Source organism: Streptomyces sp. NPDC059861, from assembly GCF_042731435.1.
GTDB lineage: Bacteria > Actinomycetota > Actinomycetes > Streptomycetales > Streptomycetaceae > Streptomyces.
The window spans coordinates 206089-224624 of the sequence record NZ_JBHWJQ010000002.1 but is presented as its reverse complement, the minus strand read 5'-3'; the positions used below and the strand labels follow the sequence as shown (position 1 = coordinate 224624).

Below are 18536 nucleotides of genomic sequence, written 5' to 3'. Positions count from 1 at the left end.
ATGGGCTTCAGGCTAGCCCGTCCCGATCGGATCCGCCCTGGTGAGCGGTCCGGACGGACTGGCTCCATGGGCCGCCCGGCACCCCGGTACGCTGCGTTACGCCGGTGAAGTACCGACGTCGGAAAGGCAACACCACCTGTGACTGCGATGCGCCAGGGCCGTATGCGCCGGACCACTCTGGTGAGCGCGATGTGCGCGCTGGTTGTGGCGGGGACGGGGCTGACCGGGTGTGGCAGCGAGGACCCGGACGCGGGCACGAACGGCGTGGGCAAGCTGCCCGCCGAGAAGATCCAGGCCACGACGCGTACGGCGGCCGAGTCCGCGAAGGCGGTACGGCTGTCGGGGACGGTCGTCGCGGGCGGCAGCACGTACAAGCTGGACATGCGCCTGAAGGCGGACGGTGGCACCGGGTCGGTGAGCGGGGAGGGGGCGACCTTCGAGCTGCTGCGGGTCGGGGAGAAGCTGTTCCTGATGGCGGACGCGGAGTTCTGGAGCCACGGCGGGGGCGAGGGCGAGGGCGGAAAGTCCGACGCCGCCGCGGCCGACAAGCTCGACGGCAAGTTCGTGAAGGTGCCGCAGGGCGATCCCTCGTACAAGCGGTTCAGCGGATTCACCGACAAGGACGTCCTGCTCGGCAGCCTGCTGACCCTGCACGGCGCCCTGGCGACCGACGGGCGCCACGAGGAGTCCGGCGTGCGCACCGTCCGCATCACCGGCGACAAGGGCTCCGGGGGCACCCTGGACGTCTCCCTGGAAGGCCGGCCGTACCCGCTGCGCCTGGTCCGCGCGGGAGGCGCGGGCACCCTCACCTTCTCCGACTGGGGCAAGGACTTCCCCCTGGAGCCGCCCGCCAAGGACAAGACGGTGGACTACGGCCAGCAGCTCCCGACGTCGTAGGCCGCCCGGCAGCACCCCCGCTTCCCCGGGGGGCGTCGCTCGCTAGGAGCGCTTCCGCTTCTTCCTCAGGAGCAGACGCGGCAGCGCGGCGGGGATCGGCTCACGTGTCGTCACCGGTGTCGGCAGCGGCGCCTCGGCCAGCGAGCCGTCCGGCAGCGGCGAGGTCGTGCCGGTCGGTTCCAGGCGCACCACCCGGCACTCCCGGGCCCACCGCGCGGGCATCGCCTCACCGTCGGGCGCGTTGAGGCGCTTGCCCTTCAGCTCGGCGACCGTCGCCTCCCACTGCTCGGATCCGGACGGCAGTTCGACAACCCGCGCCGTCCAGGCGACCAGCCGGCCGCCCTTGTCCTTGCTGCGCACGGTCACCTCGGCGGCGCCCCCGTCGGCCAGCCCCGGCAGCGGCTGCTCGCCCGGCCCGTCGCCGACCACGCACGCGGCACCCTCGTGCCACACATGCCACAGCGCACGAGCGGCCGGCGCCCCGGCACCCCGCACCCAGATGAGGCCGGACTTCTTCGTGGCCTCCTCGACGAGGGCCTGGTCGAGCAGCTCGCTAGTCATGGGAGCAGCGTAGCGAGGCCGCTCACAGCCAGCCGTTGCGCTTCAGCGTCCGGTGGATGCCGAAGCAGATCACGGCCGTGATGCCGAGCACCATCGGGTAGCCGAACCTCCAGCGCAGCTCGGGCATGTAGTCGAAGTTCATCCCGTACACGCCACACACCATGGTCGGGACGGCGATGATGGCGGCCCAGGACGTGATCTTGCGCATGTCCTCGTTCTGGGCGACCGACGCCTGCGCGAGATTGGCCTGGAGGATGGAGTTGAGCAGCTCGTCGAAGCCCGTCACCTGCTCCTGCACCCGGGCGAGGTGGTCGGCGACGTCGCGGAAGTACTTCTGGATGTCGGGGTCGATCAGCCGCATCGGCCGCTCGCTCAGCAGCTGCAGCGGCCGCATCAGCGGCTGCACCGCCCGCCTGAACTCCATGACCTCACGCTTGAGCTGGTAGATCCGCCCGGCGTCGACGCCCCGCGGCGCGCCCTTGCGGCCCGGCGAGAACACCTCGGTCTCCACCTCGTCGATGTCGTCCTGCACCGCGTCGGCGACCGCGATGTAGCCGTCGACGACGTGGTCGGCGATGGCGTGCAGCACCGCCGAGGGGCCCCTGGCGAGCAGTTCGGGGTCGTCCTGCAGCCGGTGGCGCAGCGCCCGCAGCGAGCCCTGGCCGCCGTGCCGGACGGTGATGAAGAAGTCCCGGCCGGTGAAGCACATCACCTCGCCGGTCTCGACGACCTGGCTGCTGGCGGTGAGTTCGTCGTGCTCGACGTAGTGGATGGTCTTGAAGACGGTGAACAGGGAGTCGTCGTAGCGCTCCAGCTTCGGCCGCTGGTGGGCCTGGACGGCGTCCTCGACGGCCAGTGGGTGCAGCCCGAACTCACTGGCGATACCGGCGAATTCGGCTTCCGTGGGCTCGTGCAGCCCGATCCACACGAAGCCGCCGTCGCGCCGCACCCGGCGCATCGCCTCGTGCGGGGTGAGCGGGCCCGTGGTCTCGACGCGGGCGCCGTCGCGGTAGACGGCGCAGTCGACGACGGCGGTGGTGGTCTGGGGGTCGCGGGTCGTGTCGTACGCCCCGGTGTCCTTGCGCAGTGCGGGACGCGACGGGCGGACCGCGGCACGGAGGTCACGGATCATCGACATGGCAGGCTCCTTCGCAGGCGAGCAGCGAGAGGCCGCGGGCGCCGGGTGGAACTGCCCGGAATGGGGACGTCCTGACTGCGGAGGTTTGGCACGTCCACAAAGCGGGGAGCACCGCACCGTCGCGGTGGCGAACTTCGCTACTGATTCAGCTGCTGATGCAGGTCATACAGATCAGGCAGAGGCAAAACGGAACGAAGTGCTCTTCAGCGGACAACGCAGGAGATGCGCATGCGAGAGGTGGCGGCAGACCAGAGCCAGACCAACATCAGCGGCCGGAAGAGCGGGTGGTACTGCACGGTCGACTTCGGTCCATTGCAGCCCCACCTCCTCCGGCCGGTCCCTCGTAAGGGAGTGTCGTCGGCGTCGGGACTTGATCGCGACGCTTCTGCGTGCTGCCCCGAACCGCCGGGCAAGAGTATCAGCAGACCGAAGTGTCAAGGCGCTGCTTTGCCTGGTACTGACGAGTTCTATGCTCGGCGCATGGCTGATGTTCTCCCGCTGGTCGAGGCCCGGTTGCGCTCCGCGCTCGGCGAACCGGACGCGCGCGCCGCGGTCACCTTCCTCGGTACCGACCGCCTGGAGGTACTGCGTTTCCAGGAGGGGGACCTCGTCCGCTACGCCACGCTCGGCATGTCCGCGCAGCCCATGGCGGACCCCACCGCGGTCCTCGCCGACCCGGTCAAGGGCCCGCGCGCCGAACTGGTCCTGTCCGTACGGGCCGGGCTCGCCGAGACCGACAAGGTGCTCCGGCCGCTCGCCGTCCTCGCGGCGTCCCCGCAGGTCGAGGGCGTGGTCGTGGCCCCCGGCGCCTCCCTGGACGTCGGCGAACCGCTGTGGCCGGGCGCCCCGTTCACCTCGGTCCTGGTCGCCGAGCCGGGCGGCCTGGTCGAGGACCTGGAACTGGACGAGCCCCTCGACCCGGTCCGTTTCCTGCCGCTGCTCCCGATGACCCCGAACGAGGCCGCCTGGAAGCGCGTCCACGGCGCCCAGGCCCTCCAGGAACGCTGGCTCACGCAGGGAACCGACCTGCGGGACCCGTCCCGCAAGTCGGTGGCGCTGGATTGACCGAAGGCCGCACCGGTGTGCGCGAGGGGCGTGAGGAAGCTCACCAAAGTCCCCCCGGGATCGGTCAGTTGGCGAAGACGCCCACACCGTCCTCGGTGGCGTGCCGCACCTCCAGCTCCTGCGCCTTCGCCGTCAGCGCCCGGCGTCGCACGGCGACCACGGCCGCGCCCAGCACCGCGGTGACCGCCGCCACCACGAAGGGGACGTGCACGTCGCTCCACTCCTCGATCTTCGGCGCGAGGAACGGCGCGGCCGCCGCCGCGAACCACCGCACGAAGTTGTAGCCCGCGCTCGCCACCGGGCGTGGCGCGTCCGACACCCCGAGCGCCAGCTCGGTGTAGACGGTGTTGTTCACGCCGATGAAGGCGCCGGACAGGATCGTGCAGACGACGGCCGTGGTGTGGTCGCCGTAGCCGAGGACGAGGACGTCGACCGCGAGCAGCAGCAGTGAGCCGCCGAGCACCTTCAGCGAGCCGAACCGCGCCTGCATCCGCGGGGCGACGAGTACCGAGAAGACGGCGAGCAGCACACCCCAGGCGAAGAACACCGCGCCCGACCGGTACGGGCTCATGTTCAGCACGAACGGCGTGAAGGCCAGCACGGTGAAGAACGTGTAGTTGTAGAAGAACGCCGATATCGCCGCCGAGGCGAGCCCGCCGTGGCCGAGCGCCTTGAGCGGGTCCAGCAGCGAGGTCCGGCGGGCCGGCTTCGGCTGCTCCTTCAGGAGCACCGTGATGCACAGGAAGCCCACCGCCATCAGGAACGCGGTGCCGAAGAACGGGTAGCGCCAGCTGGCGTCGCCGAGCAGCGCGCCCAGCAGCGGCCCGCACGCCATGCCGAGGCCGAGCGCGGACTCGTACAGCAGGATCGCCGCGGCGCTGCCGCCCGCCGCCGCGCCGACGATGACCGCGAGGGCCGTCGAGACGAACAGCGCGTTGCCCAGTCCCCAGCCGGCCCGGAACCCGACGAGTTCGCCGACCGAGCCGGAGGTGCCGGACAGGCCGGCGAAGACCACGACGAGGGCGAGGCCGAGCAGCAGCGTCTTGCGGCCGCCGATACGGCTGGAGACGAAGCCGGTGAGCAGCATCGCGATCGCGGTGATCAGGAAGTAGGAGGTGAAGAGCAGCGAGACCTGGCTGGTGGTGGCGTCCAGGCCCTTGGCGATCGACGGCAGGATCGGGTCGACCAGCCCGATGCCCATGAAGGCGACGACCGAGGCGCCGGCGGTGGCCCAGACCGCCTTCGGCTGACGTAGGACTCCCGTGCTGCTGTGCATGCCTGGGGCTCCCCTGCTGACGGTGGGAATGGTTGATGTTTACACACAATAAATTAGTGTTGCTAATTAATGCAAGCTACACCTAATGGTTCGCGGTGCCGCTTCCGCCCGGACGGGTGATCGTCCTTGACGTGGCGCAGAAGGGGTAGGACCGTGGAGCCCTATGAGGGGCGAACCCAGTTGCCCGAAGTGTGGTGGCCGGGTCAGGGCTCCCGGACTCTTCGCCGATACCTGGCAGTGCGATGTGCACGGCACGGTGCATCCGCTGCAGCCCGTGATCCCGCCCAGCGTCGAGGCCCTCGGTGTCGTGGTGGCTCGCACGCAGGTGCCGGTGTGGATGCCGTGGCCCCTGCCGGTCGGCTGGCTGTTCACGGGCGTGATCTGTGCCGGTGACGATCGCAGCGGTGGTCGTGCCACCGCGGTGGCGTGCTCGGGGCCCGGGCCGCTCGGCGGCATCGGTGAACTCGTCCTGGTCGCCGAGGAGCTCGGCGTCGGTCTCGGTGCGCGGTACGCGGGGATCGACGGCCCGGACCCAGGGCCGTACATGAACGTCGAGAAGCCGCCCCAGGCGAAGGTGCTGGCCGCGGGCCGGCCCACCCCGCTGTGGCACGTCACCGGGGCGCCGGACGACCGGGCGGTGTTCGCGGGGGAGGCCCGGGGGCTGTGGCTGTGGGCCGTGGTGTGGCCGGAGCAGTCCGGGCTGCTGATGTACGACGAGCTGGTGCTGACGGACGTCCGGGACGCGGGCGCGGAGGTCGAGCTGGTGCCGTGCGGAGCGTTGTCGCCGCGCTTGCTGCACCCGTAGCGGGCCGTTCCCCCGCGCCCCCTCGCGGTGCGAGCCCAGTGCGTTTGTAGGGGGTGCACCCCGGTTGCAGGTGTGACAGGGGGGCGCGGAACGACCCGCTATCCTTGGGTGTCCCTTTCCGTTCAGTGACCGCCTGGAGTCCGTGTCGTGCGAATAGACCTGCACACCCACTCCACCGCGTCCGATGGCACGGACACCCCTGCTGAGCTGGTGCGCAATGCCGCCGCTGCCGGGCTGGACGTCGTCGGGCTGACCGATCACGACACGACCCGGGGACACGCCGAGGCGATCGAGGCGCTGCCCGAGGGGCTCACGCTGGTCACCGGAGCCGAGCTGTCCTGCCGCACCGACGGCATCGGCATGCACATGCTGGCCTATCTCTTCGACGCCGAGGAGCCCGCGCTGCTCGCGGAGCGTGAGCTGGTGCGCGACGACCGGGTGCCGCGGGCAAAGGGCATGATCGCCAAGCTGAACGAGCTGGGCGTGCCGGTCACCTGGGAGCAGGTCGCGCGGATCGCCGGCGAAGGGTCCGTGGGGCGCCCGCATGTGGCGACCGCGCTGGTCGAGCTGGGTGTCGTACCGAGTGTGGGCGACGCCTTCACGCAGGACTGGCTGGCCGACGGCGGGCGGGCCTACGTGGGGAAGCACGAGACCGATCCGTTCGAGGCGATCCGGCTGATCAAGGGCGCCGGCGGAGTCGCCGTGTTTGCGCATCCGGGCGCCGCCAAGCGCGGGCGTACGGTGCCGGAGTCGGTGATCGCCGAGCTGGCCGCCGTCGGGCTGGACGGCATCGAGGTCGACCACATGGACCACGACCCGGACACCCGGGCACGGCTGCGTGGCCTGGCCAAGGAGCTCGGGCTGCTGGTCACGGGGTCCAGCGACTACCACGGCAGCCGCAAGACGGTCGCGCTCGGCGAGTACGCGACCGACCCCGAGGTGTACGGGGAGATCACCCGGCGGGCGACGGGCGCGTTCCCGGTGCCGGGCACCGGCGGAGCCTGAGGCGCACCTCCCGCACGCTCACCGCCGTCACCCCATCGCAAGGCCTGTAGCTCTCTCATGTTCGACCTCGCTGTCTTCGGCTCGCTCTTCCTCACCCTCTTCGTCATCATGGATCCCCCGGGATCACCCCGATCTTCCTCGCCCTGACCGCGGGGCGGCCCGCCAAGGTGCAGCGGCGGATGGCCTTCCAGGCCGTCTGCGTCGCCGGTGGCGTGATCACCGTGTTCGGGGTGCTGGGGCATCAGATCCTCGACTACCTGCATGTCTCCGTGCCGGCCCTGATGATCGCCGGCGGGCTGCTGCTCCTGTTGATCGCGCTCGACCTGCTCACCGGCAAGACCGACGAGCCCCAGCAGACGAAGGACGTCAACGTCGCCCTCGTACCGCTCGGCATGCCGCTGCTGGCCGGGCCCGGCGCGATCGTGTCGGTCATCCTCGCCGTGCAGAAGGCGGACGGCATCGGCCCCCAGGTGTCCGTGTGGGCCGCGATCCTCGCCATCCATGTCGTGCTGTGGCTGGTCATGCGGTACTCGCTGCTGATCATCCGGGTCATCAAGGACGGCGGTGTGGTGCTGGTGACCCGCCTCGCGGGCATGATGCTGTCCGCGATCGCCGTGCAGCAGATCATCAACGGGGTGACCCAGGTGATCCGGGGGAGCTGAGCCCCGCGGACACACCAGGACCCCGTACGGCGTGTCCGTACGGGGTCCTGAAGCTTCGAGTGGGGATCCGCTGTTATGAGGCCGTGGTCTCGGCCGGGCGGATCCAGAGTCGCTGCCCGATGGCGGCGGCCTGCTGAACGATCCGGTTGACGGAGGCGGCGTCCACGACGGTCGTGTCCACGGGCGTGCCGTCCACGTCGTCGAGTCGCATGATTTCGAAGCGCATGGCTTCTCCCTTCGTCTGGTCATCCTCCTGAGGAGAACTACTGGTGATGGCGCGAGAGGCGGGGTGTCTCCGGCTCCATACGTATGCAACGGAGTGTGGGTTACAAACATTCCCTACGCTAAGGAAATTTTTCGAACGTCTAAATACTGAACGGTAAGCAGCTCTCCTGAGACTAACCGGGACCAGTTGTGTTCGCAGCGTGACCAACGGGACAATGGAGGCGATGAACGACGACCTCGCGGCCCTGTCCGCCCGCATCGACCGCACGAACGAGCTGCTTCAGCGCATGCTCGCCGAGGTGGCGAAGACACCCTCGACCCACGCCATCTTCGTCGACGCGGGATATCTCTACGCGGCCGCGGGCCGGTTGGTGTCCGGGACCGAGGACCGGCGCGCCTTCGACCTGGACGCCGAGGGCCTGATCGAGGCGCTCATCGACAAGGCCCGCCAGATCTTCGCGGACAGCCGACTGCTGCGGGTCTACTGGTACGACGGCGCCCGCCGCCGCATCCACACCACCGAGCAGCAGTCCATCGCCGAGCTGCCCGACGTGAAGGTCCGCCTCGGCAACCTCAACGCCAACAACCAGCAGAAAGGCGTCGACTCACTGATCCGCACCGACCTGGAGTCCCTCGCCCGGCACCGCGCCATCAGCGACGCGGCCCTGCTCGGCGGCGACGAGGACCTGGTCTCGGCGGTCGAGGCGGCGCAGGGGTACGGGGCGCGGGTGCACCTGTGGGGCATCGAGGCACCCGAGGGCCGTAACCAGGCCGAGCCGCTGCTGTGGGAGGTCGACAGCCAGCGCACCCTCGACCTCGACTTCTTCAAGCCGTACGTCTCCCGGCGCACGGCCGCCGCCTACGAGCCCACCACGGCCGTGCGGCCCGCCCGCGAGGCCGTCCGCTTCGTCGGGGCGCAGATCGCGGCGAAGTGGCTGGCGGCACGGGGGCGGGAGTCGCTGGTGGAGCTGCTGCCGGGGCATCCGTATCTGCCCGGGTCGGTGGACCAGGATCTGCTGGTCGAGGCCGAGGGGCTGCTGCAGTACTCGCTGCGGGGACAGGCGGATCTGCGGCGGGCGCTGCGGGACGGGTTCTGGGAGCATCTGCGGACGCAGTACTGACGGGCGGCGGCACGGGTCGTGCACCGGAAGTCGGTGATGGCTAGTCCGTCGTGTGGGTCATGTCCCAGAAGTCGGCGATCGCACGGGCCGTCGGGAGCGGCTGCTCCGCGTTCGGCGAGTGTTCGGCGTCCTCGACGACCGTGCGGTGCGCGCGCAGCCGTACGGCCATGTCGTCCAGGAGCGGCAGCGGCCAGGTGTCGTCCCGCACGCCCGACAGGACGTGGAACGGCAGCGGCACTGCGGCGAGTTCGGCGACGCGATCCGGCTCGGTGGACAACTGGCGTCCGGTGGCGATGAGTTGTGCGGGCTTGTTGCCCAACCAGCGGCGACGCAGCAGTTCGGGACCGCCGATGCCCCGAGCCGGACCGCCGACCTCCTCGGGGGCGCCCATCGACTGGATCACCTCCCAGACCTCGGCCATCGTCATCACGGCGAGCGCGTCCCGCAGCAGCTTCACGCGTTGCTGCTGGGAGACCGAGATCTGCGCCGGGCCCGACGACATGAGGGTGAGTGAGGCGAAGGGGGAGTGGTCGAGCAGAACCGCGGCGCGGGTGATCTGGCCGCCCAGGGAGTGTCCGAGGAGGTGCAGGGGAGCGCCCAGGGACTCGGCCTGCGCGAGGACGTCACGTGCCAACTCCGGCTGGGCATAGACGGTTTCGTCGTGCTCGGGCCCGTCCGACTCGAACTGTCCCCGGCCGTCCACGGCCACCGTACGGTATCCACGCGCCGCGAGCGGCCCCTGCATCAGGCGGAAGTCCTCCTTGCTGCCGGTGAATCCGGGAATCAGCAGGGCCGTGCCGCGCGGCGCGACGCCGGGGGCGACCGGTACGTCCACCACCGCGAAGTCACCGCGTGCGGTGGGCAGGGGGTAGGCGCGGGCGCCGGGGGGTGGGGTGTGGGCGGCGGGCGTGGTCACGGGGTGAGGGTAGCGGGTGGGGGTGTACGGGGAGGGGCGGCGAGATGGGCACAGTTGTGCCGGAACGCCGACGGCCCGGTCCCACGAGAAGGGGGACCGGGCCGTCAGGTTGCCGTGATCAGCTGTCCGCGGGCTCCGCGGCGGCCGTGGCCTTGCGGGTGCGGCGGCGCGGTTCGGCCTCCGGCTCCTGCGTGGCCTGCGCCGGGATCTCGGCGGTCGCCTCCGGGGCGGGTACGGCTGCCTTGCGCGTCCGGGTGCGCTTGGGCTTGGCCTCGGCGCTCTCGGCGGTGTCCACCGCGGCCTCGGCCTTGGCGGCCGCGGTCTTGCGGGTGCGCTTCGGCTTGGCCTCGGCGTCCTCGCCGGTGTCCACCGCGGCCTCGGCCACGGCGGCTGCCGTCTTGCGGGTGCGCTTCGGCTTGGCCTCGGCGCCCTCCGTGGTGGCGATCGCCTTGCGGGTGCGCCTGGGCTTGACCTCCGCGCCCTCGGCCGTGTCGACCGCTGCCTCGGCGGCGGCCGTGGCCTTGCGGGTGCGGCGCGCCTTCGGCTTGGCCTCCGCCGTCACCGCCGCCTCGCCGGCCTGGGCGGGCACGGTGACCTCGGGGGCGTCGGTGGCCTGGACAGGCTCCGCGGCCTTGCGGGTGCGGGTCCGCTTGGGCTTGGCCTCGGCGCCCTCGGCGGTGTCGACCACCGTCTCGGCCGCGGCGGCCGCCGTCCTGCTGGTACGGGTGCGGGTGGGCTTGGCCCCGGCGCTCTCGGCGACCGCCTCGGGTGCGGCGGCTGCCGCCTTGCGGGTGCGGGTGCGCTTCGGCCCGGCCTCGGTGCCCTCGGCCGTGTCGACCGCTGCCTCGGCGGCCTTCGGGGCCTCGACAGGCGTGACGGCGGCCACGGTCTCGACGGCGTGAGCGGACTGCGCCTCGGCCGACTTGCGGGTACGGCGGCGGCGCGGCTTCGCCGGGCCCTCCGCACTGTCCACGGTGTCCACGGTGGCGGTGCCCTCGGCCGTCGTCACCGCGGTTTCGGCGGCCTCGGTCACGGGGGACTCGACCACTGCCGGGGCCGTGGCCTGCGAGGCGCCCGCACGGGTGCGGCGCCGACGGCGCAGGGTGCGCGGCTCGGCGGCCTCCTCCGTGGTCGCCTCGGCGGTCGTGGGCTCCGGCGTCTGCGTCGCGTCCAGCGGCGTACCACCGCGCGTCCGCCGGCGGCGCCTCGGCGTGCGGTCGGAACGCTCGCGGTCGGGTGCGGGGCGGGACTCCTCGCGGCCGCCCCGGCCACCGCGACCGCGCGCCCCGCGGCCTCCCGGCTCGCCCAGGTCCTCCAGCTCCTCCGCGTCGAGCCCGGCGCGCGTGCGCTCCGAGCGCGGCAGGACGCCCTTGGTGCCCTCGGGGATGCTCAGCTCGGCGAACAGGTGCGGAGACGTGGAGTACGTCTCCACCGGGTCGTTGAACTTCAGCTCCAGCGCCTTGTTGATCAGCTGCCAGCGCGGGATGTCGTCCCAGTCGACCAGCGTGATCGCCGTACCCGAAGCACCCGCGCGGCCCGTACGGCCGATGCGGTGCAGGTACGTCTTCTCGTCGTCCGGCGTCTGGTAGTTGATGACGTGCGTCACGCCTTCGACGTCGATGCCGCGGGCGGCGACGTCGGTGCAGACGAGGACGTCCACCTTGCCGTTGCGGAAGGCGCGCAGCGCCTGCTCGCGGGCGCCCTGGCCGAGGTCGCCGTGGACCGAGCCGGAGGCGAACCCGCGCTGCTTGAGCTGGTCGGCCAGGTCGGCCGCGGTGCGCTTGGTACGGCAGAAGACCATGGCCAGACCACGGCCCTCGGCCTGCAGTATGCGCGCGACCATCTCGGGCTTGTCCATGTTGTGCGCGCGGTAGACGTGCTGCGAGATGTTCGCGACCGTCACGCCCTCGTCGTCCGGCGCGGTGGCGCGGATGTGCGTGGGCTGCGACATGTAACGGCGGGCCAGGCCGATGACCGCGCCCGGCATGGTCGCCGAGAACAGCATCGTCTGGCGGCGCACCGGAAGCATGTTGATGATCTTCTCGACGTCGGGCAGGAAGCCCAGGTCGAGCATCTCGTCGGCCTCGTCGAGGACCAGGCTCTTGATGTGGCCGAGGTCGAGCTTCTTCTGGCCCGCCAGGTCCAGCAGGCGGCCCGGGGTGCCGACGATCACGTCGACGCCCTTCTTCAGGGCCTCCACCTGAGGCTCGTAGGCCCGGCCGCCGTAGATCGCGCAGACGCGCACGTTCCGCACCTTGCCGGCGGTCAGCAGGTCGTTGGTGACCTGCGTGCACAGCTCGCGCGTCGGGACGACGACGAGGGCCTGCGGGGCGTCGGTGAGTGCCTCGGGCTTGGCGCGCCCGGCCTCGACGTCGGCGGGGACGGTGACACGCTCGAGGAGTGGAAGGCCGAAGCCCAGCGTCTTGCCGGTGCCGGTCTTGGCCTGGCCGATGACGTCCGTGCCGGAAAGGGCGACGGGGAGGGTCATCTCCTGGATGGGGAACGGGGTGACGATGCCGACGGCCTCCAGGGCCTCGGCGGTCTCGGGGAGGATCCCGAGCTCTCGGAACGTCGTAGTCAGGGTGCTGCCTCTTCTGTGTGCGCGGTACGAGGCGAGCGCGGGGGTCGTGTCGGACCGTGCCGGGGACGTCGACGGCCGTAGGGGCGCGCCGTAGGACACGGGACCTCTGCCAACGCTCCAGCGTTCGTACCGCTGAGGGGTCCCTCCGATCGTCGTACGCACAGTGCCGTACGGTCAGGGAGGGCTGTCGGGTCGGAGCCGATCGGGCCTCCGACCGGGCATCCTCATACGTGCGGCCTGTCGAGCTACGGCGAAGACGTCGTCGTACCAGCAGGCGCATTACCACCATACCCCGGAATCGCGCACATGCGATGGCCGATTCGGTCACGTAGTCATCGTCACACTCGCGTACATGGTCATTCGCGTCGCCGTGGTCACACTGATTGACCAGGGACTTCCGCCCCGGGGCGAGCGGGCTATTGTGCGCTTCATGACGACCTCTGACAAGCCTGAGCACGCCGCCGCGACCCCCGACGCCGACGCCGCCGCACACACCGGGGTCGCCGCCCAGGACTGGGCGACCGCCTCCGCCGACCCGCAGTACCGGGCCGCGGTCGTGGACCTGCTCGGGGCGCTCGCGTACGGGGAGCTCGCGGCCTTCGAGCGGCTCGCGGAGGACGCCAAGCTGGCACCGACGCTGGAGGACAAGGCGGAGCTGGCGAAGATGGCGTCGGCGGAGTTCCACCACTTCGAGCGGCTGCGCGGCCGGCTCACCGAGATCGGTGAGGAGCCGACCGCCGCGATGGAGCCGTTCGTGGCCGCGCTCGACGGCTTCCACCGGCAGACGGCGCCCTCGGACTGGCTGGAGGGGCTCGTCAAGGCCTATGTCGGCGACTCCATCGCCAGCGACTTCTACCGCGAGGTGGCCGCACGGCTGGACGCCGACACCCGCTCCCTGGTGCTCGCCGTGCTGGACGACACCGGTCACGCCGGATTCGCAGTCGACCGGGTGCGTGCGGCGATCGACGCCGACCCGCGCGTGGGCGGGCGGCTCGCGCTGTGGGCGCGACGGCTGATGGGTGAGGCCCTGTCCCAGTCCCAGCGGGTGGTGGCCGAGCGCGACGCCCTGTCCACGATGCTGGTGGGCGGCGTCGCCGACGGCTTCGACCTCGCCGAGGTCGGCAGGATGTTCTCCCGGATCACCGAGGCGCACACCAAGCGGATGGCCGCTCTGGGGCTGGCCGCGTAGCTGTCGTCGACGGGTGGGGTCCGGGCCCGGCAGGTCCTGACCGCGAGGACCATGCCCTTCCCGGCAGGACCGCCGGGCGGGCCCCTACGGACGGCGGCTTCCGCGGCGGCGGCTCAGGCCGTCGCCGATCGTCGGCGGAGTCTTCCCGCCGGGCGCAGCAACAGGGAGAGGGACGCGACGGAGACGATCGCCGCGCCGAGGAGCACCAGCAGGACGCCGCCGGTCTCCAGCGCGCTGTGCGTGAGAAAGGCGCCGAAGAGGGCCCCGGCGACACCGGTCGACAGGACCAGGTGACGGGCCGGGAGGCGGTGTGGCAGGCGAGCGGCGTAGGCCCATGACAGAGCCAGGCCGAGGATCGCGGAGCTGAGTGCTTCCAGGAGCATGTCAGGGTCCTCCCACATGGCCGGTCTGCCCGAAACGGTCGTAGCCCGTCTTACCCCTGACCTGCGGAATGCAATCCTCCTCTGTGCGGGAGGTGTGCTCCGTCTGTGAATCCGTGCGGGACGGGTCGCAAACGGTCAAAGGAGAAGCCGAAACGGGGAGGGCTCGGAGGCTTGTGCAAGCCTCCGAGCCCTCCCGTCTGCTGCTGTCCGCGGCGTCCGCCTACAGCGCGCCGAAGCCCACCTTGCGCGGCGCCGGCTCACCGAGCTCGACGTACGCGAGACGGTCGGCCGGGACCAGGACCTTGCGGCCGTGCTCGTCCACGAGGCTGAGCAGCTGTGACTTGCCGGCCAGCGCCTCGGCCACCACGCGCTCCACCTCCTCGGCACTCTGACCGCTCTCCAGCACGATCTCGCGCGGCGCGTGCTGAACGCCGATCTTGACCTCCACGGCTATGTCCCTCCGAACGGTCAGTGAAGTGCGCGGGCCTCCGCGCCGTACCCAGCACACATTAGCCCGGTGAGGGGACGCGCACGCTCCACGCGGGAACGCCAGGAGCGAACACCCGACGGGAACAAACGCGCAGGCGTCAGTGGTGCTGCTGCTCGTTGCCGTGCAGCGGGAAGCCCGCGATGCCCCGCCAGGCCAGCGAGGCCAGCAGCTGCACCGCCTGGTCGCGCGGCACGCTGCGGTCGCTGTGCAGCCAGGAGCGGGCCACCACCTGGGCGAGGCCGCCGAGCCCGGAGGCCAGCAGCATCGACTCCGCGCGCGAGAGGCCGGTGTCCTCGGCGATCACGTCACAGATCGCCTCGGCGCACTCGTTCGTGACCTTGTCGACGCGCTCGCGCACCGCGGGCTCGTTGGTCAGGTCCGACTCGAAGACCAGCCTGAAGGCGCCGCCGTCGTCCTCGACGTACGCGAAGTACGCGTCCATCGTGGCCCGGACGCGCTGCTTGTTGTCGGTGGTCGACGCGAGCGCGTTGCGTACCGACTGGATCAAGGACTCGCAGTGCTGGTCCAGCAGGGCGAGGTAGAGGTCGAGCTTGCCCGGGAAGTGCTGGTAGAGCACCGGCTTGCTGACGCCGGCACGCTCGGCGATGTCGTCCATGGCGGCCGCGTGGTAGCCCTGCGCCACGAAGACTTCCTGGGCCGCGCCCAGGAGCTGGTTCCGACGGGCACGGCGCGGCAGGCGCGTACCCCGCGGGCGCGCCGCCTCAGTTTGCTCGATGGCTGTCACGCCGCCTCCCAATGTCGTCCACATGCGGTGTGCGCCGCGCGGCCATCGTACTTTTCGGTAACCGTGCTGTGCGCGGTGCGAGCGCAGAATTTCACGGACCGGACGGCCACGAAAGTCACACAGACCGTTTTGAACGTGTCCGGAGCGGGCAAAAAAGGGCCTCTTTCCCGCGTGACGGTGCCGGTCTCGTCAACCGTCACCGATAGTCGTCCTCGTCCAGACTCACGACGCGGGCCTGCTCCGCGAGGTCGCCCTCGCTGGCCTGGTCCGGCTTCACGTCGGTCAGCGGGTCGTCGCGGTCCGGCGCGAGGTCCGCGTGCTGTTCGGCGGCGTCGGCGACGGGGGCCTCGACGTCGAACTCCTGCGCTTCCTCGGTCTCCTCGTCCTCGAAGGTCTCGGGATCGGTGGGATCAACGGCCATGGCGGGCTCCCTTCCTACGAACGTCCCTGAGAGATGCAGGGGCCACACGCGGGTGCCCTCATTACGAGGGTAGGAGACACCCGATCCGGACGCTATGCGATCCGCGATCGGATCGTCACGCGCTGCGCATCCGGCGACGGCGCGCAGCCGTGGGTCCGCGCATCTGTGGACCTTCCGTGGGCGGGGCCGTCGTATCCCATGGCTGTGACGGTGATCTCCCGTGTCCGTGTCGGCGAACACATGAACCAGTGCGTGATCACCTCGTAACATTGCCGCATGTCTTCGACCGAGTTGCCGTTCGTGCCGACCACCAACGTGCTCCCGAAGGTGGCGCCCGTCCGGGTCGCGGAGGGCGAGCGGCTCAAGTCGGTCCGGTTGCCCGGCATCACGCTCACGGTGCGTTCGAGGCCCCCCGCGCGCGAGGGACTGCCCGCCGCGCTGTTCGTCCACGGCCTCGGGGGTTCCTCGCAGAACTGGTCGGCGATGATGGAGCTGCTCGACGCGGACGCCGACTGCGAGGCCGTCGACCTGCCGGGCTTCGGCGACTCGCCGCCGCCGGACGACGGGGACTACTCGGTCACCGGGCACGCGCGTGCGGTCATTCGCTATCTGGACTCCTCCGGACGCGGTCCCGTGCACCTGTTCGGCAACTCCCTCGGCGGCGCGGTCACCACCCGCGTCGCCGCTGTCCGTCCCGACCTGGTCCGGACACTGACGCTCGTGTCACCGGCGCTGCCGGAGCTGCGCATCCAGCGCACCGCCGTGCCCACGGCCCTGCTGGCGCTGCCCGGAGTGGTCCGGCTGTTCACCCGGTTCACCACCGGCTGGACGGCCGAGCAGCGGGTCAGGGGCGTCCTGACGCTCTGCTACGGCGACCCCGACCGGGTGTCGCCCGAGGGCTTCCGCAACGCGGTGGAGGAGATGGACCGGCGGCTGCAACTGCCGTACTTCTGGGACGCGATGGCGCGCTCCGCGCGTGGGATCGTCAACGCGTACACGCTGGGCGGCCAGCACGGACTGTGGCGCCAGGCCGAGCGGGTCCTCGCCCCCACGCTGCTCGTCTACGGTGGACGCGACCAGCTCGTAGGCTTCCGGATGGCGCAGAGGGCCGCTCGTACGTTCCGTGGCGCACGGCTCCTGACGCTTCCGAGCGCCGGACATGTGGCCATGATGGAGTACCCGGAGACCGTGGCGAAGGCGTTTTGTGAACTGATGGCGGAGGCGGAGACCAAGGTGAGAGCGACTGAGTATGTTGCCTCCGGTGGTGCTGCCTCCGGTGGTGCCGCTGCGGCCGGGCGTGGCTCCGGCGACGGGGCCCGCGAGGGTGGGGCCGATTCCGCGAGCGCGGGGAGCTGAGGGGCGAGGTGGGACGCCACAGTCGTCGTGGTCCGGCACCCAAGGGTGAGGCCACGGACAAGGTGCCACGCCGGCGCGCGCCCGGGCCTTCCGCGGGTCAGCGTGGTGCGGGGTCGCAGGGGCTCGCCGAGGAGACGCCGCCGAGAGGGGTGCCTCGTTTCACCGACGGCACCCCCGCGCGCGGGGTGCCGAGGTTCCAGGACGGCACTCCCGCGCAGGGGGTGCCGCGCCTTGCCGACGGGACTCCTGCTCAGGGAATGCCGCGCATTGCCGACGGCACTCCCGCGCGCGGGGTCCCGCGTCTGCCCGACGGGACGCGTGCGCACGGCTTTCCCCGTATGCCGGACGGCACTCCCGCGCACGGCGTCCCGCGTCCTGCGGACGGCACCCCCCAGGTGCGGGGCGGTCATCCCGAGCAGCGTGAAGGCGGGGGCGGATGGGGTGAGTTGAGGGGGCGCACGGTAGCGGGCACCGGGGCTCCGGTGTTCCCCCGCCAGCGGCAGGCGCCCCCCGGCCCGCGGCAGGACTACGTCGACGCCTTCGAGGAGCGGGACGACGTCTTCGTACGCCGTCACCCGGCGCCGACGACGGCCACCACCGGGCACCTGTCGGATCCGTACGGCTCCGTCACCAGCTGGGACGCGGAACCCGACGTCGACGACGAGGCGCCCCCGACCGGCGAACCCGCGCCCTCCAGGGGCGGCAAGGGTCGCACCTTCGCCGGTATCGCGGCCGCCGCCGTGACCACCGTGCTCGCCGTGGTCGTCGCCGGGCAGGTCACCGGCCAGGGCGACGACAATGCCGTGGAGTCGCAGTCCGCCGCCGACCGTGCCAGGGACGTCCGGGACCCCGCGTCGCGGGGGGACGGGCGGCCGACGCCGTCCGGTCCGCCGAGCGCGGCGCCGCTGACGTACGAGCAGAAGATGGGCCGTACGTACCCGCTGAGCGCGAAGCTCGACGGCTCGGGGAAGTTCGACGCGATCGAGGGCGTCGACAAGGCGCCGGGCGCGGGGCAGAAGTACACCTACCGCGTCGACGTGGAGCAGGGCCTCGGCCTCGACGGCGAGCTCTTCGCGCAGGCCGTGCAGAAGACGCTGAACGACGACCGGAGCTGGGCGCACAACGGCGGCCGTACCTTCGAACGGATCCACTCCGGGAAGCCCGACTTCGTGATCACGCTAGCCAGCCCCGGCACCACCGCGGACTGGTGCGGCAGATCGGGCCTGGACACGACGGTCGACAATGTGTCCTGCGACTCCGCCGCCACCGAGCGCGTGATGATCAACGCCTATCGCTGGGCGCAGGGTTCGGAGACGTACGGCGACAAGATCTATCCCTACCGGCAGATGCTGATCAACCACGAGATCGGCCACCGCCTCGGCTACGCCCACGTCACCTGCGACAAGACCGGCGAACTGGCGCCCGTCATGCAGCAGCAGACGAAGTTCCTGGAGCACGACGGGATCCGGTGCAAGGCCAACCCCTGGCCGTTCCCGGAGAGTTGATCCCACTTTCTACGTTATGACGATCCGTACGCAGGCGATCTCCTAGCGCGACGAAACGCGATCCGCACGGGAAAGTTACGGGCGTTCACCCCTTTTGGTGGGGGGGGGGGGCCCACCCCCGGCCGCCCCCCCCCGCGGGCGCGAGAGAAGGTGTAACCGTGAGGCGCCCGGGGCGACGGAGCCCGACAGAAAAAA

The 18536-nt window shown here is 71.2% G+C and carries 18 protein-coding genes and 1 pseudogene; 9 read left to right on the top strand and 10 right to left on the bottom strand.

Annotation, left to right across the window (positions count from 1 at the left end):
* Positions 1 to 138: 138 nt before the first annotated feature.
* Positions 139 to 897 (top strand): hypothetical protein, encoded by a 759-nt coding sequence (locus ACFV6X_RS03100; protein ID WP_385376758.1) that lies wholly within the window; start codon positions 139 to 141, stop codon positions 895 to 897.
* Between the two features lie 42 nt (positions 898 to 939).
* Here ACFV6X_RS03100 and ACFV6X_RS03095 read toward each other — a convergent pair whose 3' ends face one another.
* On the bottom strand, positions 940 to 1458 hold the full coding sequence (locus ACFV6X_RS03095) for a hypothetical protein (protein WP_385376756.1): 519 nt from the start codon (positions 1456 to 1458) through the stop codon (positions 940 to 942).
* A gap of 22 nt (positions 1459 to 1480) precedes the next feature.
* Complete coding sequence (locus ACFV6X_RS03090) at positions 1481 to 2596, bottom strand: magnesium and cobalt transport protein CorA (protein ID WP_385376753.1); 1116 nt, start codon at positions 2594 to 2596, stop codon at positions 1481 to 1483.
* A gap of 480 nt (positions 2597 to 3076) precedes the next feature.
* Here ACFV6X_RS03090 and ACFV6X_RS03085 point away from each other — a divergent pair, with 480 nt between their 5' ends.
* Positions 3077 to 3661 carry a suppressor of fused domain protein gene (locus ACFV6X_RS03085; protein ID WP_385376750.1) on the top strand — a complete coding sequence of 195 codons (585 nt, stop codon included), beginning with the start codon at positions 3077 to 3079 and terminating at the stop codon, positions 3659 to 3661.
* Between the two features lie 64 nt (positions 3662 to 3725).
* Here the strand turns inward: ACFV6X_RS03085 and ACFV6X_RS03080 are convergent, their stop codons facing one another.
* Positions 3726 to 4937 carry an MFS transporter gene (locus ACFV6X_RS03080; protein WP_385376747.1) on the bottom strand — a complete coding sequence of 404 codons (1212 nt, stop codon included), beginning with the start codon at positions 4935 to 4937 and terminating at the stop codon, positions 3726 to 3728.
* A 163-nt stretch (positions 4938 to 5100) separates the two neighbouring features.
* Here ACFV6X_RS03080 and ACFV6X_RS03075 point away from each other — a divergent pair, with 163 nt between their 5' ends.
* The 3 genes and pseudogenes from ACFV6X_RS03075 (at position 5101) to ACFV6X_RS03065 (ending at position 7409) form a co-directional block, all read left to right on the top strand.
* Positions 5101 to 5742 carry a DUF6758 family protein gene (locus tag ACFV6X_RS03075; protein WP_365452377.1) on the top strand — a complete coding sequence of 214 codons (642 nt, stop codon included), beginning with the start codon at positions 5101 to 5103 and terminating at the stop codon, positions 5740 to 5742.
* A 147-nt stretch (positions 5743 to 5889) separates the two neighbouring features.
* Positions 5890 to 6747: a PHP domain-containing protein gene (locus ACFV6X_RS03070; protein WP_385376744.1), complete on the top strand. Its 858-nt coding sequence runs from the start codon at positions 5890 to 5892 to the stop codon at positions 6745 to 6747.
* A gap of 57 nt (positions 6748 to 6804) precedes the next feature.
* Positions 6805 to 7409 (top strand): annotated as a pseudogene (locus tag ACFV6X_RS03065) (MarC family protein).
* Positions 7410 to 7482: 73 nt separating this feature from the next.
* On the opposite strand, the gene ACFV6X_RS03060 reads toward ACFV6X_RS03065, so the two are convergent.
* A complete protein-coding gene (locus ACFV6X_RS03060; protein ID WP_094057445.1) occupies positions 7483 to 7635 on the bottom strand; it encodes a hypothetical protein in 153 nt (50 codons plus the stop codon).
* Positions 7636 to 7858: 223 nt separating this feature from the next.
* Between ACFV6X_RS03060 and ACFV6X_RS03055 the strand changes: the two genes are divergently transcribed.
* A complete protein-coding gene (locus ACFV6X_RS03055; RefSeq protein ID WP_385376901.1) occupies positions 7859 to 8755 on the top strand; it encodes an NYN domain-containing protein in 897 nt (298 codons plus the stop codon).
* 40 nt (positions 8756 to 8795) lie between these two features.
* Here ACFV6X_RS03055 and ACFV6X_RS03050 read toward each other — a convergent pair whose 3' ends face one another.
* Both ACFV6X_RS03050 and ACFV6X_RS03045 read right to left on the bottom strand, forming a co-directional pair.
* Positions 8796 to 9671, bottom strand: coding sequence for an alpha/beta fold hydrolase (locus ACFV6X_RS03050; protein ID WP_385376740.1), 876 nt, complete (start codon positions 9669 to 9671; stop codon positions 8796 to 8798).
* A 118-nt stretch (positions 9672 to 9789) separates the two neighbouring features.
* Positions 9790 to 12159 (bottom strand): DEAD/DEAH box helicase, encoded by a 2370-nt coding sequence (locus ACFV6X_RS03045; RefSeq protein ID WP_385376898.1) that lies wholly within the window; start codon positions 12157 to 12159, stop codon positions 9790 to 9792.
* A 514-nt stretch (positions 12160 to 12673) separates the two neighbouring features.
* Here ACFV6X_RS03045 and ACFV6X_RS03040 point away from each other — a divergent pair.
* On the top strand, positions 12674 to 13441 hold the full coding sequence (locus ACFV6X_RS03040) for a ferritin-like fold-containing protein (protein WP_385376895.1): 768 nt from the start codon (positions 12674 to 12676) through the stop codon (positions 13439 to 13441).
* A gap of 113 nt (positions 13442 to 13554) precedes the next feature.
* Here the strand turns inward: ACFV6X_RS03040 and ACFV6X_RS03035 are convergent, their stop codons facing one another.
* The 4 genes from ACFV6X_RS03035 to ACFV6X_RS03020 form a co-directional block, all read right to left on the bottom strand.
* Positions 13555 to 13824 (bottom strand): hypothetical protein, encoded by a 270-nt coding sequence (locus tag ACFV6X_RS03035; protein ID WP_385376738.1) that lies wholly within the window; start codon positions 13822 to 13824, stop codon positions 13555 to 13557.
* Positions 13825 to 14044: 220 nt separating this feature from the next.
* A complete protein-coding gene (locus ACFV6X_RS03030; RefSeq protein ID WP_073940165.1) occupies positions 14045 to 14272 on the bottom strand; it encodes a DUF3107 domain-containing protein in 228 nt (75 codons plus the stop codon).
* 139 nt (positions 14273 to 14411) lie between these two features.
* Positions 14412 to 15059, bottom strand: a complete 648-nt coding sequence (locus ACFV6X_RS03025) for a TetR/AcrR family transcriptional regulator (RefSeq protein ID WP_385376735.1) — start codon at positions 15057 to 15059, stop codon at positions 14412 to 14414.
* A gap of 196 nt (positions 15060 to 15255) precedes the next feature.
* Positions 15256 to 15480 carry a hypothetical protein gene (locus ACFV6X_RS03020; RefSeq protein WP_385376732.1) on the bottom strand — a complete coding sequence of 75 codons (225 nt, stop codon included), beginning with the start codon at positions 15478 to 15480 and terminating at the stop codon, positions 15256 to 15258.
* A gap of 276 nt (positions 15481 to 15756) precedes the next feature.
* On the opposite strand from ACFV6X_RS03020, the gene ACFV6X_RS03015 reads away from it, so the two are divergent.
* Together ACFV6X_RS03015 and ACFV6X_RS03010 are read left to right on the top strand one after the other, a co-directional pair.
* On the top strand, positions 15757 to 16836 hold the full coding sequence (locus tag ACFV6X_RS03015; RefSeq protein WP_385376729.1) for an alpha/beta fold hydrolase: 1080 nt from the start codon (positions 15757 to 15759) through the stop codon (positions 16834 to 16836).
* A gap of 8 nt (positions 16837 to 16844) precedes the next feature.
* On the top strand, positions 16845 to 18341 hold the full coding sequence (locus ACFV6X_RS03010; protein ID WP_385376725.1) for a DUF3152 domain-containing protein: 1497 nt from the start codon (positions 16845 to 16847) through the stop codon (positions 18339 to 18341).
* Positions 18342 to 18536: the final 195 nt, after the last annotated feature.

Bases quoted from the DNA above. Each gene is read 5' to 3' on its own strand.
- ACFV6X_RS03045 (WP_385376898.1), bottom strand. From the start codon at position 12,159: ATGACCCTCCCCGTCGCCCTTTCCGGCACGGACGTCATCGGCCAGGCC.
- ACFV6X_RS03090 (WP_385376753.1), bottom strand. From the start codon at position 2,596: ATGTCGATGATCCGTGACCTCCGTGCCGCGGTCCGCCCGTCGCGTCCC.
- ACFV6X_RS03095 (WP_385376756.1), bottom strand. From the start codon at position 1,458: ATGACTAGCGAGCTGCTCGACCAGGCCCTCGTCGAGGAGGCCACGAAG.
- ACFV6X_RS03085 (WP_385376750.1), top strand. From the start codon at position 3,077: ATGGCTGATGTTCTCCCGCTGGTCGAGGCCCGGTTGCGCTCCGCGCTC.
- ACFV6X_RS03035 (WP_385376738.1), bottom strand. From the start codon at position 13,824: ATGCTCCTGGAAGCACTCAGCTCCGCGATCCTCGGCCTGGCTCTGTCA.
- ACFV6X_RS03060 (WP_094057445.1), bottom strand. From the start codon at position 7,635: ATGCGCTTCGAAATCATGCGACTCGACGACGTGGACGGCACGCCCGTG.
- ACFV6X_RS03015 (WP_385376729.1), top strand. From the start codon at position 15,757: ATGTCTTCGACCGAGTTGCCGTTCGTGCCGACCACCAACGTGCTCCCG.
- ACFV6X_RS03075 (WP_365452377.1), top strand. From the start codon at position 5,101: ATGAGGGGCGAACCCAGTTGCCCGAAGTGTGGTGGCCGGGTCAGGGCT.
- ACFV6X_RS03055 (WP_385376901.1), top strand. From the start codon at position 7,859: ATGAACGACGACCTCGCGGCCCTGTCCGCCCGCATCGACCGCACGAAC.
- ACFV6X_RS03020 (WP_385376732.1), bottom strand. From the start codon at position 15,480: ATGGCCGTTGATCCCACCGATCCCGAGACCTTCGAGGACGAGGAGACC.
- ACFV6X_RS03080 (WP_385376747.1), bottom strand. From the start codon at position 4,937: ATGCACAGCAGCACGGGAGTCCTACGTCAGCCGAAGGCGGTCTGGGCC.